The following is a 15630-nucleotide window of genomic DNA, read 5'->3' on the forward strand; positions in this document are numbered from 1 at the left end:
CCGTCCCGTCCCGCTCGTTCCCGTGGTTCTCCCCGGCGAGGCTAGTTGAACGGGAAGCCGCTGCCGGAGCCGCTGTCCCCGCTCCCGTCGCCACTGTCCCCGGAACCGCCGCCGCTCCCGCTGCCACCACTGCTGCTCGTCCCGACGACGAGGACGACCTCGGTCCCGTCGCCGGCCTGCGAGCCGCCGCTCGGGGTCTGGGAGATCACCTTGCCGGACTGCGAGCTGTCCGAGGTCTCCTGCTGCTGCAGGCGGTAGGACAGGCCGGCCGACTGCAGCTGGTTCACCGCGCTGCCGACGTCCTGACCCGTGACGTCCGGGACCTGCTTCTGGTTCCCGCGGCTGATCTGCAGGGTGATCGTGCTGCTCTTCGACACCCGGTTGCCGGCCGAGGGGTTGGTCCCGACGACCGAACCGGCGCTGCCGCCCCCGTCGACCGTGCTGGTGGTGACCGACGTGAAGCCGGCGTTGCGCAGCGTCGTCTGCGCCTGCGACGCGCTCTGGCCGCTGACGTCCGGCACCGCGACGGTGGTCTGCTCCTTGCCGATGACGACGGCGACGGCACCGTTGCCGGGGACGCTCTCGCCCGGCCCGGGGGTGGAGGAGATGATCTTGCCGATCTGGCTGGAGTCGGACGTCTCCTGCTCGGTCTGCTGACCCAGCTGCAGGCCGGCCTGCTGCAGGAGCGGCCGGGCCTCGTCGACGGTCTTGCCCGACAGCTGCGGGACCGTCGCGTTCGCGGGTCCGGTGCCGACGAACAGCGTGACCGTGCTGTTCTCGGCCACGGCGTTGCCACCACCGGGCTCGGTCCGGTTGACCTTCCCGACCTGGGCGACGTCCGAGGGTTCGTTCCGGATGTCGACCAGGAGTCTCGCGCCGGTGATCGCGGCCCGGGCCTGGTCCGGGTTCTGGCCCAGGACGTCCGGGACGTTCACCGTCGCCGGGCCGGAGGTGGTGAACATCTGGACGCCGACGAACCCGAGCAGGCCGAGCACGGCCAGGACCGCGACCCAGATGCCGATCTTCTTGCCGCGCCCGCCCCGGGGCTCGTCCTCGTAGGCGTCCGGGTGGCCCGGGGGCATGGTGTGGCGGCCGGTCGCCGGTCCGGCGCCGGCGTAGACCCGCCGGGTCGGGACGGCGGCGGTGGCGTCCGCGTCGAGGAGGCTGGTGCGCTCGTCCTCGCTCATCACCATCGGCGCCAGGACCGGCTCGCCGTTGCGCACGCGGACCAGGTCCGCGCGCATCTCGCCGGAGGACTGGTAGCGGTTGGCCGGGTTCTTGCTCAGCGCCTTGAGCACGATCGCGTCCAGCGCGGGCGGGATCGAGGGGTTGAGCTGCGACGGGGCCTTGGGGTCCTCACGGACGTGCTGGTAGGCGACCGCGACCGGGGTGTCCCCGGTGAACGGCGGGTCGCCGGTGAGCAGCTCGAACAGCACGCAACCGGCCGCGTAGACGTCCGAGCGGGCGTCCACGGCCTCGCCGCGGGCCTGCTCCGGGGACAGGTACTGCGCGGTGCCGATGACGGCCGCGGTCTGCGTGACGTTCTGCCCCTCGCCGAGGGCGCGGGCGATGCCGAAGTCCATCACCTTCACCGCGCCGGCGGTCGAGATCATGATGTTCGCGGGCTTGACGTCGCGGTGGATGATCCCGTTGCGGTGGCTGAAGTCCAGGGCGGCGCAGACGTCGGCCATGACCTCGACGACCCGCTGCTGGGTCAGCGGCCCGGTGGTCTTGACGATCTCGCGCAGCGTCTGCCCGTCGACGAACTCCATGACGATGTAGGGCAGCGGGCCGAAGTCGCTGGCGATCTCGCCGGTGTCGTACACGGCGACGATCGCGGGGTGGTTCAGCGACGCGGAGTTCTGCGCCTCACGACGGAATCGGAGCTGGAACTGGGGGTCGCGGGCGAGGTCGGCACGCAGCACCTTGACCGCGACGTCCCGGGAGAGCCGGGTGTCGAGACCGTGGTGCACCTCGGCCATGCCGCCGTAGCCGAGCGTGCCGCCCAGCTCGTATCGCTCGGACAGCAGGCGGGGTGTCGTCATCTGTTCTGGTTCCCGGGGTTGGAGGCGTACTCATCATGCCGGTCGGAACGTGTGGTCATGGTTCTTCGGCACACCCGTCTGCGCCGGGGCGCCTGCTGCGTGGGCTCACCGGACCGCGACCCCCACGCGGTCGGCGACGGACGGCATGATCACTGCCGCCGGTCCCGTTCGGTCGCCCTTCCACCCGGTCACGGTACCGGGCGCACCGACGAGGTAACCGCCCGTCAGCCCACCGAGCGACGTTCCGCGCAGGATCATCACGGCGAGCAGCACCGCGGCGATCGTGAGGATCACGAACAGGGCGGCCAGCAGGGCACGGCTGCGCCCGGACCGGCGCGGCGCGACGTCCAGCGGGCCGGACGGGTGCTCGGTGCCCCGGGCCTGCTCGACGGCGCGGGACTCCCCGCGGGCGTCCCCCCGCGTGTCCCAGCGCGTGTCACCGTGCGGCGGGCGCGGTGGAGCCGGTCGGGTGCCGCCGGCGGCACGTCCGCCGTCGGGGCCGACCCGGTCCCGGCCGGCGGGCTCCCCGCCGGGAGCCGGACGGACCGGCATCGGACCCGAGGCGTACGGGCCCGGGGTGACGGGGCCGCTGCCGGCGTCGAGCGCGCGGTGCCGCGGCGACGACGGCGGTCCCGGGTCGTGCGGGACCGGCGTGCGCGGGTTCTGACCGGGCGGCAGCGGGGTCCGGGGCCCACCCGGGCCGCCCCGGGGCGGGCTCTGCGGTGCCGGACCGCGCGGCGCGGACGTCCCGGGGGCCGCGCCGCGGCGTGGTGCCGGGGTGAACGGTGCCGGGGTGTTCGGTGCCGGGGTGTTCGGCGCCGGGGTGTTCGGCGCCGGGGTGAACGGTGCCGGGGTGTTCGGGGCGGGCCCGTCGCCCGGCTGCCCGGACGAGCGGCGCGGCGGCATGGCCCGGGCCGGCGTCGTCGAGTTCACGGCGCTGTCCTCGGGGTCGGCGCCCGCGGCCGGGGCACGCTCACCGCGCCGGACGGCCGCGACGGCGTCGGCGAACTCGCCGCCGTCGGCGTAGCGCAGCGCCGGGTCCTTGACCAGTACCGAGTAGATCAGCCCGCGGATCCGCTCCGGGACGTCGGCGGGCAGCGGCGGCGGGTCGTCGCGGACCTGCATCATCGCCACCGCCACGGCGCTCTCGGCGCGGAACGGGCGCTGCCCGGCCAGGCACTCGTAGCCGACGATGCCCAGCGAGTAGACGTCCCCGGCCGGTCCGGCCTCGTCGCCGCTGGCCTGCTCGGGGGCGATGTAGTGGGCGGTGCCCATGACCATGCCGGAGCGCGTCACCGGGACGGCGTCGGCGGCCTTGGCGATGCCGAAGTCGGTCAGCTTCACCACGCCGTCGTTGCGCAGCAGGATGTTGCCGGGCTTGACGTCGCGGTGCACGAACCCGCGCTCGTGCGCGGCCTGCAGGGCGCGGGCGGACTGCTCGACGATGTCGAGGGCCTCGTGCGGCGGGATCGCGCCCCGGCTGATCCGGCTGGAGAGCGGCTCGCCGCGGACGAGCTCCATCACCAGGTAGGCGGTGCGCCCGCCGCCGGCCGGGCCGTCGTCCTCGCCGTAGTCGTGCACCGAGGCGATCCCGGTGTGGTCCAGCGAGGCCACCGTGCGGGCCTCGATCCGGAACCGGTGCAGGAACTCGGGGTCGTCGGACAGCTCCGCCTTGAGCACCTTCACCGCGACGCTGCGTCCGAGCCGGGTGTCCTTGGCCTCCCAGACCTCACCCATCCCGCCGACCGCGATCCGCCGGTCGAGCTGGTAGCGCTCGGAGATGAGCTGGCCCGCGGCGAGGACGCTCATCCGTCCGTCCCGCCCACTGCCGCGGTCACTGGGCCCCCCGCAGGGCCTCGGCGATGACCGCGCGGCCGACCGGCGCGGCCACCGATCCACCGGTGGCCTCCAGGGCCCGGTTGCCGCCGTTCTCGACCAGCACCGCGACCGCGACCTTCGGGTTCTGGGCCGGCGCGAACGCGACGTACCAGGCGTGCGGCGGGGTGTTCTTCGGGTCCGTGCCGTGCTCGGCGGTACCGGTCTTGGAGGCGATCTGCACGCCGGTGATCTTTCCGCCGCCCTGCGTCCGGTTCTCCGAGCCGATCATCAGGTCGGTGAGGGTGGACGCCACGTCGGCCGGCATCGACCGGGTCATCCGGTCCGGCTCGGTGGTGTCGACGACGTCGAGCTGCGGGCTCTGGATCTCCTTGACCAGGTGCGGGGCCATCGTCTGGCCGCCGTTCGCGATCGAGGCGGCGATCATCGCGTTCTGCAGCGGGGTCAGCCGGACGTCGCGCTGGCCGATCGCGGACTGCTGGGTCGACGGCGTGTCCGACATCGGGCCGACCGAGGACGCCTGGACGCCCATCGGGATGGACAGGTCGGACCGGCCGATCCCGAACGCCTCGGCCTCGGCACGCATCTTGTCCGCGCCGAGCTCGCCGCCGAGCTGGGCGAACGCGGTGTTGCAGGAGCGGGCGAGCGCGTCGCGCAAGGTGGCGGTGGCGCCGGTGCCGCACGGCGTGCCGTCGTAGTTCTCCAGCGTCGTCGTCGAGTCCGACAGCGTCAGCACCGGGGCCGCGGTCAGCGGGCTGTCCGGGGTGAACCCGTTCTGCAGCGCCGCCGCTGTGGTGACCAGCTTGAACGTCGACCCCGGGGGATAGATCTCGGAGATCGCCCGGTTGGACAGCACCGACGGGTCCTCGTTCGTGAACTGCCGGTAGGCACGCTGCTGCTCGGCCGCGTCGGCGCTGGCCAGACGGTTGGGGTCGTACGACGGGGTGGACACCATGCCCAGGATGTCGCCGGTCTGGGGTTCGAGCGCAACCACCGAACCGGTGTAGCCCTTGCTGTCCATCTCCTCGAACGCCCGCTTCTGGACGTTCGGGTCGATCGTCGTGGCGACGTTGCCGCCGGCCGGGTCCCGCCCGGTGATCAGGTCCGAGAGCCGGCGGACGAACAGCCGGTCGTCGGTGCCGTTGAGCACCTCGTCGGTGGACCGCTCCAGGGCGGTGGACCCGTAGACGGTGGAGAAGTAGCCGGTGACCGGCGCGAAGGCCGGGCCGTTCGGATACTGGCGCTGATAGCGCAGCCGGTTGTCGGTGTCCACGCTCTGCGCGAGTACGTCGCTGCCGGCGGTGATCTGCCCGCGCTGGCGCGAGTACTCGTCGATCTGCACCCGCTGGTTGCGCGAGTCGTCGCGGTACTCCCCGGCCTTGACCACCTGGATGTAGGTGACGTTGCCGAGCAGGACGACGACCATCACCATCACGGCGAGGGCGACGCGGCGGACGGGGCGGTTCACGTCTCACCTCCGGCGTCGGTACGCGGGCGCTGCACGAGCTCGGTGCTGGCCTCGGCGATCGGCGCGCGCGGGGCGGCCGGACGGCGGGGCAGCGGCGCGCGGGCCACGTGCGAGATCCGCAGCAGGATCGCGACGAGCGCGTAGTTGGCAACCAGCGACGAGCCGCCGTAGGACAGGAACGGCAGCGTCAGGCCGGTGAGCGGGATCAGCTTGGTGACCCCGCCGATGACGACGAAGATCTGCAGCGCGACCGAGAACGACAGCCCGGTGGCCAGCAGCTTGCCGAACGTGTCCCGCACGGCGAGCGCGCTGCGCAGCCCGCGGGTGATCAGCACCAGGTAGATGACCAGGATCGCGGCGAGCCCGATCAGGCCGAGCTCCTCGCCGAGCGAGGACCAGATGAAGTCGGACTCGGCGAAGGGCACCAGGTCCGGTCGTCCGGCACCCAGGCCGCTGCCGCCGACGCCGCCGGTGCCCATCCCGAACAGCGCCTGCCCGAGCTGGTAGCCCGACCCGTCGAAGTCGGCGAACGGGTCGATCCAGACCTCGACGCGGACCCGGACGTGGTTGAACAGCTGGTAGGCGATCACCGCGCCGCCGACGAAGATCGACAGACCGATGATCATCCAGGAGACCCGCTCGGTGGCGGTGTAGAGCAGGACCAGTACCAGGCCGAAGAACAGCAGCGAGCTGCCCAGGTCGCGCTCGAACACCAGCACGCCGATCGAGAGCCCCCACGCGGCCAGCAGCGGCGCGAGGTCCCGGGCGCGGGGGAGCTCCATGCCGAGGAACCGGCGTCCCGCGGTGGAGAGCAGGTTGCGCTTCTGCACCAGGTACGCGGCGAAGAAGATGATCAGCAGGATCTTGGCGAACTCGCCGGGCTGGATGCCGCCGACGCCGGGGATCCGGATCCAGAGCTTGGCGCCGTTGACCTCGGAGATCGACGACGGCAGGACGCCCGGGATGGCCAGCAGCACCAGCCCGAGGAAGCCGGCGGTGTAGCCGTAGCGGGCCAGCGTCCGGTGGTCCTTGACGAGCAGCAGCACCGTGACGAACAGGGCCAGGCCCAGCACCGTCCAGCCGACCTGCAGGCTCACCAGCGCGGACGGGATCTCCCGGCCGAGCAGCTGAGCGCGGTCGGCCTTGGCCAGGTCCAGCCGATGGATCATCACCAGGCCGATGCCGTTGAGCAGCGCGACCGCGGGCAGGATCAGCGGGTCCGCGTACGGGGCCAGGCGGCGCACCGCGAGGTGCGCGCCGGTGAACAGCACCAGGTAGGCCGCACCCAGGTAGAGCAGCGACGTCGTCAGCTGCTGCTCCTGGTTCGCCTCCACGAGGACGAGCGCACCGGTGGTCAGCACCGCGGCCAGGGCGAGCAGCAGCAGCTCGATCCCACGCCCGGTGGGCAACGGCGGGGCGTCGCCGCCGGGGGCTCCTGAGGTGGGCTGGGGGGCGGCGTCGGTCGGCGCGGCCATCAGCCGGCCAGCCGGCAGTTCTGCCCCGGCTCGGGCCTGACCGCGGGCAGCGGTGTGGTGGTGACCGGCGGCGCGCCGGGAGCGGGGGGCGGGGTGACGACCGGCGTCGGCGGCGGGTTCAGCGTCGCGCAGAGCGGGAGCAGACGGGCCCGGAGCCGGTCCACCGTGCTGTGCGCGCCGTCCTGCCCGTCGGAGGACACGATCCCGTCGGTGACCTGGCTGCGCACGGTCTGCGGCAGGTCGTTCAGGTCGATGTCGGAGGTCTCGGCGACGTTCTGCAGCGGGATGCCCAGCACGGAGCCGCGCACCCCCTGGTAGATCGCGACCCTCTCCTGGTCCACCCCGACGTAGTACTGCTGCATGACGAGCGTGCGGGCCAGCCACACCCCGAGACCCAGCACGACGAGCACGCCGAGGACGGCGGCGGCCGGCCGCAGCCCGCGCTTGCGCCGCTCCTGGGGGCGCGCCTCCGGCTCGATCCGGACGGGCGCGGTGCGCGGCAGCGTGGTCGCCGCCGCCCGGGAGGCCGACGTGTTGTGCGCCGTGCCGTCGTAGTCGCCGGAGTCGCTGCGGTGGTTGCGCCCGGCCGAGCCGCCGATGATCGGGGCGTCGTCGCCGTAGTCGACGTCGACGACGTCGGCCACGATGCAGGTGATGTTGTCCGGGCCGCCGCCGCGCAGGGCGAGCTCGATCAGCCGGTCCGCGCACTCGCGGGGGTCGGGGTAGTCGAACAGCGTGTCCCGCAGGGTGTCGTCGCTGACCGGGCCGGACAGGCCGTCCGAGCAGAGCAGGTACCGGTCGCCGGCGCGGGCCTCGCGGATCGTCAGCTTGGGGTCGACGTCCTGGCCGGTGATGGCGCGCAGCAGCAGCGACCGCTGCGGGTGCGTGTGCGCCTCCTCCTCGGTGATCCGGCCCTCGTCGATCAGCGACTGGACGAACGTGTCGTCCTTGGTGATCTGGGCGAAGTCGTCACCGCGCAGCTGGTAGCAGCGGGAGTCGCCGACGTGCACCATGCCGAGCCGGGAGCCGGCGAACAGGATCGCGGTCAGCGTCGTGCCCATGCCCTCGAGGTCCGGGGCGTCGGCGACGTGCCGGCTGATCGCGTCGTTGCCCTCGTGGGTGGCCTCGCGCAGCTCGGCCAGCAGGTCGTCACCGGGGACGTCGTCGTCGAGCGGGGCGAGGGCGGAGATGACCAGGGAGGACGCGACCTCCCCGGCGGCGTGGCCGCCCATGCCGTCGGCCAGGGCCAGCAGACGAGGACCCGCGTAGACGGCGTCCTGGTTGTTCTGCCGGACCAGCCCGCGGTCACTGCGGGCCGAGTAGCGCAGCACCAATGTCACGGGGCGGCTCCGGCTTCGGTCGGGGCTCGTGGTGCAGGCGGTCGCGACGCCGTCATGTTCGAGATCGTCCTCGGGGCCATGATCGGATCGTCATGATCGCAGCTCGATCACCGTCTTGCCGATGCGGACCGGGACCCCCAGCGGGACCCGGGTGGGCCCGGTGACCTTAGCCCGCTCGAGATACGTGCCGTTCGTCGACCCGAGGTCCTCGACGTACCACTCCTCGCCCTGCTGCGAGATCCGCGCGTGCCTGGTGGAGGCGTAGTCGTCGTCGAGCTTCAAGGTCGAGTCGTCGGCCCGTCCGATCAGGATCGGGCGGGAGTCGAGCGTGATCCGGCTGCCGGCCAGCGGGCCCTGGGTGACCAGGAGCTGCCGCGGCGCGCGGCTGCGCCCACCGGTCTTGACCTTCCCGCGGGAACGGCCGGGCAGGACCGCACGCAGCCCGGAGGCCGCGTACAGGTCGGACCGCACCACCTGCAGGGCGAGCAGCACGAACAACCAGAGCAGGGCCAGGAAGCCACCTCTGGTCAGCTGAAGCACCAGCTCCGGCACTCACCGCTCGCTTTCGGGTTCGGGGCCGACGACGGCGCAGGGACTCCCTGCCCGCCGCCGCGACCTCGCGTTCGTTCTCCTCCGGCCCGTGTGGACCGGAGGCTGCGCCGTGTCGGGCGGACTCAGCCCTGGGTCCGGAAGACCAGGCTGGAGTGCCCGACCCGGATCACGTCGCCGTCGGTGAGCTGGCAGCTCTGCACCGGGCTGTTGTTGACGGTGGTCCCGTTCGTCGACCCCAGGTCGTTCAGGGTCGCGACCTGGCCGTCCCAGGTGACCTCCAGGTGCCGCCGGGAGACCCCGGTGTCGGGCAGCCGGAAGTTCGAGTCCTGGCCGCGGCCGATGACGTGGGTGCCCTCGGCGAGCTGGTAGTTGCGGTTCGACCCGTCGTCGAGGATCAGCATCGCGGCGAGCGCCTGCTGCGCGCCCCACCCGCCCTGCTGGTAGCCGCCGCCGTCGTAGCCCTGGTCGTAGCCGCCCTGCTGGCCGTAGCCGGGCTGCTGCCCGTACCCGCCCTGCTGGTAGCCGCCGCCGTCGTAGCCCTGGTCGTAGCCCTGCTGGCCGTAACCGGGCTGCTGGCCGCCGTACCCGGGCTGGGCGTAGCCCTGCTGGCCGTAGCCGCCCTGCTGGTAGCCGCCGCCGTCGTAGCCCTGGTCGTAGCCCTGCTGGCCGTAACCGGGCTGCTGGCCGTAGCCGCCCTGGCCCTGGTCGTAACCCTGGCCCTGGTCGTAGCCCTGCTGCGGGTAGCCGCCGCCGTAGCCCTGCTGGCCGTACCCGGGCTGCTGGCCGTAGCCCTGCTGCCCCTGGTCGTAGCCCTGCTGGCCGTAGCCGGGCTGGCCGTAGCCGCCCTGCTGGTCGTAACCGGGCTGGCCGCCGTAGCCCTGGCCCTGCTGGTCGTAGCCGGGCTGCTGGCCGTAGCCCTGCTGCTGTCCGCGCTCCTGCTCGTACCCGGGAGGGGCGTAGGTCTGCTGGCCGTATCCGCCGGGGGCGCCACGGTCGTAGCCGTACTGCCCGTTCTCCTCGGGGTGGCCCGGTTGCTGGCTCATGGGTGCTTCTCCTGCGGTGCGAGCTCTGATGGCGGCCCGACGGGAAGCGTCGGGGTCGACAGCCGAGCGGGTGCGGAACTGTCCCGTGTGCAGCGCCTCGGAGCGCTCCAGAAAGACTACGACCTCACCGTAGGTATCCCATCCCTGGTCGGTGAGTTCTGTCGCGACGTGCGACGAGAGGCTGTGGATGATCTGGTCCTGGTCATCCGCCATCCGGTCGAGATCGGACGGACTGAGCATCACGGTGTACCGGTTGGGCGCCAGCAGGCGTCCTCCGGCGAGCTGCTCGATGTGGTCCTCGGCTTCCCTCAGCAGTGCCTGTGCGACTTCCTGTGGGACGACACTGCCTCCGAAGACCCGCGCGAAAACGTCTCCGACCATCCCTTGGAGACGCCGCTCGAAGCGGTCCACGCGACCCAAACGATCTCCTCCGTCCGTAATCGGCGTGTCGATGACGACCCCGATCGTATCTGTGCTACCCGCCGCGCCTGCCGACCCCCGGACGTTCGCCGATGCCGACCCCCCTGCGCGGACCGTTCTACAGGGGGTGCTAGTTTTTCTTCCGCCAGGGCGAGTGGCGGAATGGCAGACGCGCACGGTTCAGGTCCGTGTGTCCGAAAGGACGTGAGGGTTCAACTCCCTCCTCGCCCACACATCACCTCTCTTCGATCTCCTCCTCTCTGGGGGAGATCTTTCTCCGTTCCGGTCACCGGCGCCATCGCACGGTCGCGGGACGCGGTCACTCTTCCGAGTATCCGCCTCACCCCGGACCGCTGTCACGGTCACGCAGCGCTCGTCGATCCGGGTGGTCGGCCATCACCAGGACGTCGGCCGACCCGATCGGGTCGCGCTCGTCCTCGTAGCGCGCGAACGCCTCCAGCATCCACCGGTCGTCGCCGGGCAGGTGCCGGGCCAGCGCCGCGGCGGCCATCCGCAGGTGGACCGTCAGCTCGCAGTCCAGCCCGCGCCCGAGAAGCCGCGCGCCGGCCAGCAGCACGACTCCGTCGTCGCCGATCGGCTGCGGGCGGTCCCGGTAGGACCGGTCCCGGTCGGCGTCCCACAGCCGCGGGAGCACCATCCCGGACCCGTCGCCGGCCGCGGGGCCGAGCACCTCGCGTCGCAGGGCGGACTCGTCGAGCCACCCGTCGAGGAACATGTCCGGGTCGGTGTGCCCGAGCTCCAGACGCACCGACGCCGGGCGCAGGTAGTCCCCGGCGTCGACGACCACGGCCGCCCGCCCGCGCAGGCGCACCCGTTCCGCGACGTCGTCGGCCAGCTCGCGGGGTGCGGCGGGGGCGGGCCCGTCGACGAGCACCCGCACCCGCCCGGGGAGCCCGCACGCCCGTTCGGTGACGTGGTCGGCCAGCGCGCTCGCGTCCATCGGGCGGAACGCGCCTCCCGCTCGGCGCTCGGCCATCGGCGCGTACCTCCCTCGGCTTCCGTGGTCCTTGTCCCGCCGCGGCGGGTGACCAACACTAGGTGGGTGAACCCGGACGAGCCCGGCGCAGGCGGCTCGTTGCGGCGTGCGCTGCGGATCGTCGAGGCCGTCGCGGACGCCGGCGACGGGGTGACGGCGAAGGCGATCGCCCGCCGTCTCTCCACACCGCTGCCGACGGTCTACCGGGTGCTGGGCACGCTGGTCGAGGAGGGCTACCTGGTCCGGCTGCACGCGGTGCGCGGCTACGGGCTGGGCTACCGGGTGGTCGACCTCTACCGCGGCCTGACCGACCAGATCGTGCCCCCGCTCGCGGTGCGTGAGCTGATCGGCGAGCTGCACTCCGAGATCGGCGCCGCGACCTACCTGGTGGTGCTGCGCGACACCGATGTGGTGGTCGCACACGCCGACTCCTGCACCGCGCACCCGGGCGTCCCCGGGCTCCGGGTGGGCGAGCCCGTCCCCGGGCACGCGACGGCGCTGGGCAAGGCCGTGCTGGCGCACCTGGACCCCGGACGCCTGGCCGACGTGCTCACCCGCTCCGGCACCGAGGCGCGGACGGCGCACACGATGACCGAGCGGCGCCTGATCGACCGCGAGCTGCTGCGGGTCCGCTCGGCCGGCGTCGCCGTGGAGGTGGAGGAGTTCCGGCGCGGCACGGCCGGGATCGCGCTGCCGCTGCACGCCGGCGGCCGGGTCGCGGCCCTGGGGGTCTCGGTGAGCCGCGCGGAGTTCGGCACCCGGCGCTGGGAGCTCGAACGCGCCGTCCGCGACGCGGCCGGGCCCCTGATCCGCCAGCTCTCCGGCCCCGGCGCCGCAGCCTCCGGCTGAGCCCGCCCGGTTCAGGCGCGGACGAGCTCGGCCAGGCCGTCGAGCTCGCGGAGGGTGGCGGCCGCGTCGTCACCGGAGTCGGTCAGCTCGAACAGCACCCGGTCGACGCCGGCGTCGGCGTAGGAGGCCAGTGCGGCCGCCTTCGGTGCGGCGCCGTAGAGCGTCACCGGGATGTGCCCGCGGCCGGCGTCGGTGGCACGGCGCTGCAGCTCGGCGGTGCGCTCGGCGAACGCGCCGAGCTCGGAGGCCCGCACCCGCAGCGGTATCCAGCCGTCGCCGTGCGAGAGGACCCGGTCCAGCACCGTCGGCCCGCCGCCGCCGATCAGCACCGGCGGCACGCGGGTCGGCTTCGGGTAGGACCACACCGGGGAGAACGAGACGAACTCGCCGTCGAACCCGGCCTCGTCCTGCGTCCACAGTGCCCGCAGCGCCTCGAGCCGCTCCAGCATCTCCGCGGTCCTCCTCCCGGACACGACCCCGTGGTGCTCCATCTCCTCGACGTTCCACCCGGGTCCGACGCCGAACTCGAACCGGCCGCCCGCGATCCGGTCCAGGCTCGCGACCTCCTTGGCCAGGTTGATCGGGTGGTGCTGGTTGACCAGCGACACCGCCGTCCCGAGCACCACCCGCTCCGTCACCGCGGCCATCGCGCCGAGGGCGACGAACGGGTCGTAGGTGTGGGCGTAGCGCCGCGGCAGGTCGCCGCCGCCGGGCCACGGGGAGCGGCGGCTCGCCGGGATGTGGGTGTGCTCGGTGAGGAACAGCGACTCGAAGCCGCGTTCCTCGACCCCGCGGGCCAGGTCCAGCGGGGCGATGCCGTAGTCGGTCAGGAACGTGACGACGCCGATGTCCATGCCGATCACTGTCCCATCCGCCGGACCGCCCGAGGGCCTCGTCGTCGGACGGTCTTTCCGTCTGACGGAAGACCGTGGGGCGGTCATGCGTCCGCGGCGATACGTTCCCCCCATGCAGGGCACAACGGAGAGCCTCACCCGCACCGACCCGCCGTTCCGCGCCGACCACGTCGGCAGCCTGCTCCGGCCCCCGGAGCTGCTCGCGGCCCGTGCCGAGCACGCCGCCGGACGTCTCGACGACGCCGGCCTGCGCGCCGCCGAGGACGCCGCGGTCACCGGCGTCGTCGCGCTGCAGGAGGAGATCGGCCTGCGCTCGGCCACCGACGGCGAGTTCCGCCGCACGTCGTGGCACATGGACTTCATCTACCGCCTCGGCGGCATCAGCAAGACCGGCGACAAGCTGGAGGTGAAGATGCGCAACGCCTCCGGCGCGAACAACTTCACCTCGGCCGGGATGGCGGTGACCGGGAAGGTCGGGCTGGAGAAGCCGATCTTCGCGCAGGACTTCTCCTACCTCGCCTCGCAGGTCCGCACCGCGACGCCGAAGCTCACCATCCCGTCGCCGAGCATGGTCTACGCCCGCGGCGGGTCCGCCGTGATCGACCGGGAGGTCTACCCGGACCTCGAGGAGTTCTGGGCCGATCTCTCCGGCGCCTACGCCGACCAGATCGCCGCGATGCACGGCCTCGGCTGCCGCTACCTGCAGCTCGACGACACGGCGCTGGCCTACCTCAACGACCCCGCGCACCGGGCCGACCTCGCCGAGAAGGGCGACGACCCGGAGACCCAGCACCTGCGCTACATCAAGCAGATCAATGCGGCGATCGCCGACCGGCCGGCGGACATGTGGATCACCACCCACATGTGCCGCGGCAACTACCGCTCGTCCTGGGCGGCCGAGGGCGGCTACGACCACGTGGCCGAGGCGCTGTTCGGCGAGCTGGCCGTGGACGGCTTCTTCTGCGAGTTCGACGACGAGCGCTCCGGCGGGTTCGAGCCGCTGCGGTTCGTACCGAAGGGCAAGCAGGTCGTGCTCGGGCTGGTCACCACGAAGACCGGCGACCTCGAGGACGCCGACGCGCTCAAGCGCCGGATCGACGAGGCCGCGAAGTACGTCCCGCTCGACCAGCTCTGCCTGTCGCCGCAGTGCGGGTTCTCCTCCACGGTGGAGGGCAACTCGCTGAGCGTGGACCAGGAGAAGGCCAAGCTGGCGTTGATCGCACAGGTCGCCGCGGACGTCTGGGGCTGAGCCGGGGCCGGGCCGCACCACCGGTGTCGCTCGCGGGTCACGAGCAGGCCCGGCCCCACCCTGCCGCGCGCTAGCCTCGCCCGATGGACGAGGGCCCGCGCGGCTGGGGTGTGCCGCTCTACGAGCAGGTGCTGTCCGGGCTGGAGCCCGGCGCACCGCTGCTCGACGTCGGCTGCGGCGCGGGCACGTTCACCGCGTTCGCGGCCGCGCGCGGGTGGACGGTCAGCGGCGCCGACACCGACCGGTCCGCCCTCGCCGTGGCCGAGCGCGAGCTCCCGGGCGTCGATCTGCGCCTGACCGACGCCCACGACCTGCCCTGGCCGGACGACGCGTTCGGCCAGGTCACGCTCGTGCAGGTGCTCGCGCACGTGACCAACCCGATCGTCGCGCTCCGGGAGGCGGCACGGGTGTGCGAGCCGGGCGGCCGGGTGCGGGCGACGGTCTGGGGACGCCCGGAGGAGTGCGACGTCGGCGAGTTCGGCCGGGCGCTGGCCCCGTTCCTGCCGGGTGCTCCCGCGCCGGCGGAGGGGCGACGGCCGTCCGGTCTCGGCGGCTCGTCGTCGCCGGGCTGCGCATCCACACCGGCGCGGCCGGGACGGTCCGGGGGAGGACCGCCTCCGCTGACCGAGCCGGACCGCCTGCGCAAGGTGGCGGGCCTGGCCGGGCTCGCGGTGCGGGACCTGCACGAGGTCGTGTGCACGTTCGACTACGCCGACGCCGACGAGCTGGTCGGCCCGGTCCTGGACTCCGCGCTCGGACGTCGCGCGGTGATGCGCTCGACCGGCGGCCCCCGGGCGGTGAAGCGGGCCCTGCTGACCGGCCTGGAGCGCTTCCGCGACGGTGACGGCTACCGGCTGCACAACACGTTCCGCGTCCTCGACGCCGCCCCGGCCGGGGACTGAGCCCTCGGCCGGGCCCACTCGTGGAGCATTCGTGCCGCGTCGCCGCACGAATGCGCCATGAGTGCCGCGACCGGCGGGATGCGAGCTCGGGGTCAGGCGGCGGAGGAGGGGCGGTGCGCGCCCGTCGCACCGAGGGTGTCGACGCCCAGGGCGCGGCGCAGGCCGGCCTCGTCCCAGAGCGTGCGCACCGCGTCGATCTTGTTCTGCCGGATCCGCACCAGCGACATCGCGAGCACCGTCACCTGCCGGCCGGTCGGTGCGACGCCGGGCAGCAGCCAGGGCAGCTCCCGGTCGTGGGTGAAGGAGAACTCGACCTCGTCGACGAGCTTGCGGGTGTCGAGGGTGCGGGACAGCCGCTCGTGGGTCAGGTCCGGCGGCAGGTGCGGGAGGAAGTCCTGCGAGAGGTAGCGGTGGACGTCGTCGGCGCCGGTGCCGCCGGCCCCGCTCGGGACCTCCTGCACGCTCCCGCCGACGGCCATCGCCGCCGCCGCGGCGTCGGCGTCACGACGGTCGAACAGGTCGGAGCAGAACCGGTCCCGCAGCTCCTCCATCTGTTTCATCAGGACCTGCATGCCGGGCGTCATCGAGTCGTCTCCCATC

General features: G+C 73.1%; 13 protein-coding genes and 1 tRNA gene. 4 read left to right on the forward strand and 10 right to left on the reverse strand.

Annotated elements, in window-relative coordinates; all coding sequences use genetic code 11:
• Nucleotides 1–41: 41 nt before the first annotated feature.
• The 7 genes from pknB to EV383_RS00445 form a co-directional block, all read right to left on the reverse strand.
• The gene (pknB, locus tag EV383_RS00415; RefSeq protein ID WP_130288062.1) at nucleotides 42–2045 is read right to left on the reverse strand and encodes a Stk1 family PASTA domain-containing Ser/Thr kinase; all 2004 of its coding nucleotides are present in this window, start codon (nucleotides 2043–2045) and stop codon (nucleotides 42–44) included.
• Between the two features lie 105 nt (nucleotides 2046–2150).
• Entirely contained in the window at nucleotides 2151–3854 is a 1704-nt protein-coding gene (locus EV383_RS33005; protein WP_130288063.1) for a protein kinase domain-containing protein, read from the reverse strand.
• Between the two features lie 25 nt (nucleotides 3855–3879).
• Nucleotides 3880–5349, reverse strand: a complete 1470-nt coding sequence (locus tag EV383_RS00425) for a peptidoglycan D,D-transpeptidase FtsI family protein (RefSeq protein ID WP_130288064.1) — start codon at nucleotides 5347–5349, stop codon at nucleotides 3880–3882.
• Nucleotides 5346–6824: an FtsW/RodA/SpoVE family cell cycle protein gene (locus tag EV383_RS00430; RefSeq protein WP_130288065.1), complete on the reverse strand. Its 1479-nt coding sequence runs from the start codon at nucleotides 6822–6824 to the stop codon at nucleotides 5346–5348. Before EV383_RS00430 ends, EV383_RS00425 begins: the two co-directional genes overlap by 4 nt.
• Nucleotides 6824–8164: a PP2C family protein-serine/threonine phosphatase gene (locus EV383_RS00435; protein WP_130288066.1), complete on the reverse strand. Its 1341-nt coding sequence runs from the start codon at nucleotides 8162–8164 to the stop codon at nucleotides 6824–6826. The genes EV383_RS00430 and EV383_RS00435 overlap by 1 nt, the downstream gene beginning before the upstream one ends.
• A gap of 90 nt (nucleotides 8165–8254) precedes the next feature.
• Nucleotides 8255–8716, reverse strand: coding sequence for an FHA domain-containing protein FhaB/FipA (locus tag EV383_RS00440; RefSeq protein WP_130288067.1), 462 nt, complete (start codon nucleotides 8714–8716; stop codon nucleotides 8255–8257).
• A gap of 122 nt (nucleotides 8717–8838) precedes the next feature.
• On the reverse strand, nucleotides 8839–10179 hold the full coding sequence (locus EV383_RS00445) for a DUF3662 and FHA domain-containing protein (RefSeq protein ID WP_130288068.1): 1341 nt from the start codon (nucleotides 10177–10179) through the stop codon (nucleotides 8839–8841).
• 148 nt (nucleotides 10180–10327) lie between these two features.
• Here EV383_RS00445 and EV383_RS00450 point away from each other — a divergent pair.
• Nucleotides 10328–10410, forward strand: a tRNA-Leu gene (locus EV383_RS00450).
• A gap of 109 nt (nucleotides 10411–10519) precedes the next feature.
• Here the strand turns inward: EV383_RS00450 and EV383_RS00455 are convergent.
• Nucleotides 10520–11176: a nucleoside/nucleotide kinase family protein gene (locus EV383_RS00455; protein ID WP_207223386.1), complete on the reverse strand. Its 657-nt coding sequence runs from the start codon at nucleotides 11174–11176 to the stop codon at nucleotides 10520–10522.
• A 66-nt stretch (nucleotides 11177–11242) separates the two neighbouring features.
• On the opposite strand from EV383_RS00455, the gene EV383_RS00460 reads away from it, so the two are divergent.
• A complete protein-coding gene (locus EV383_RS00460; RefSeq protein ID WP_130288069.1) occupies nucleotides 11243–12025 on the forward strand; it encodes an IclR family transcriptional regulator in 783 nt (260 codons plus the stop codon).
• 11 nt (nucleotides 12026–12036) lie between these two features.
• Here the strand turns inward: EV383_RS00460 and EV383_RS00465 are convergent, their stop codons facing one another.
• Complete coding sequence (locus EV383_RS00465; RefSeq protein WP_130288070.1) at nucleotides 12037–12879, reverse strand: LLM class F420-dependent oxidoreductase; 843 nt, start codon at nucleotides 12877–12879, stop codon at nucleotides 12037–12039.
• Between the two features lie 112 nt (nucleotides 12880–12991).
• On the opposite strand from EV383_RS00465, the gene EV383_RS00470 reads away from it, so the two are divergent.
• Together EV383_RS00470 and EV383_RS00475 are read left to right on the forward strand one after the other, a co-directional pair.
• A complete protein-coding gene (locus EV383_RS00470; RefSeq protein ID WP_130288071.1) occupies nucleotides 12992–14128 on the forward strand; it encodes a 5-methyltetrahydropteroyltriglutamate--homocysteine S-methyltransferase in 1137 nt (378 codons plus the stop codon).
• A gap of 83 nt (nucleotides 14129–14211) precedes the next feature.
• On the forward strand, nucleotides 14212–15030 hold the full coding sequence (locus EV383_RS00475) for a class I SAM-dependent methyltransferase (RefSeq protein ID WP_130288072.1): 819 nt from the start codon (nucleotides 14212–14214) through the stop codon (nucleotides 15028–15030).
• Between the two features lie 92 nt (nucleotides 15031–15122).
• On the opposite strand, the gene EV383_RS00480 is transcribed toward EV383_RS00475, so the two are convergent.
• Nucleotides 15123–15629 carry an ester cyclase gene (locus EV383_RS00480; RefSeq protein WP_165438183.1) on the reverse strand — a complete coding sequence of 169 codons (507 nt, stop codon included), beginning with the start codon at nucleotides 15627–15629 and terminating at the stop codon, nucleotides 15123–15125.
• Nucleotide 15630 lies beyond the last annotated feature (1 nt).

It is taken from the genome of Pseudonocardia sediminis, from assembly GCF_004217185.1.
GTDB classification, from domain to species: domain Bacteria; phylum Actinomycetota; class Actinomycetes; order Mycobacteriales; family Pseudonocardiaceae; genus Pseudonocardia; species Pseudonocardia sediminis.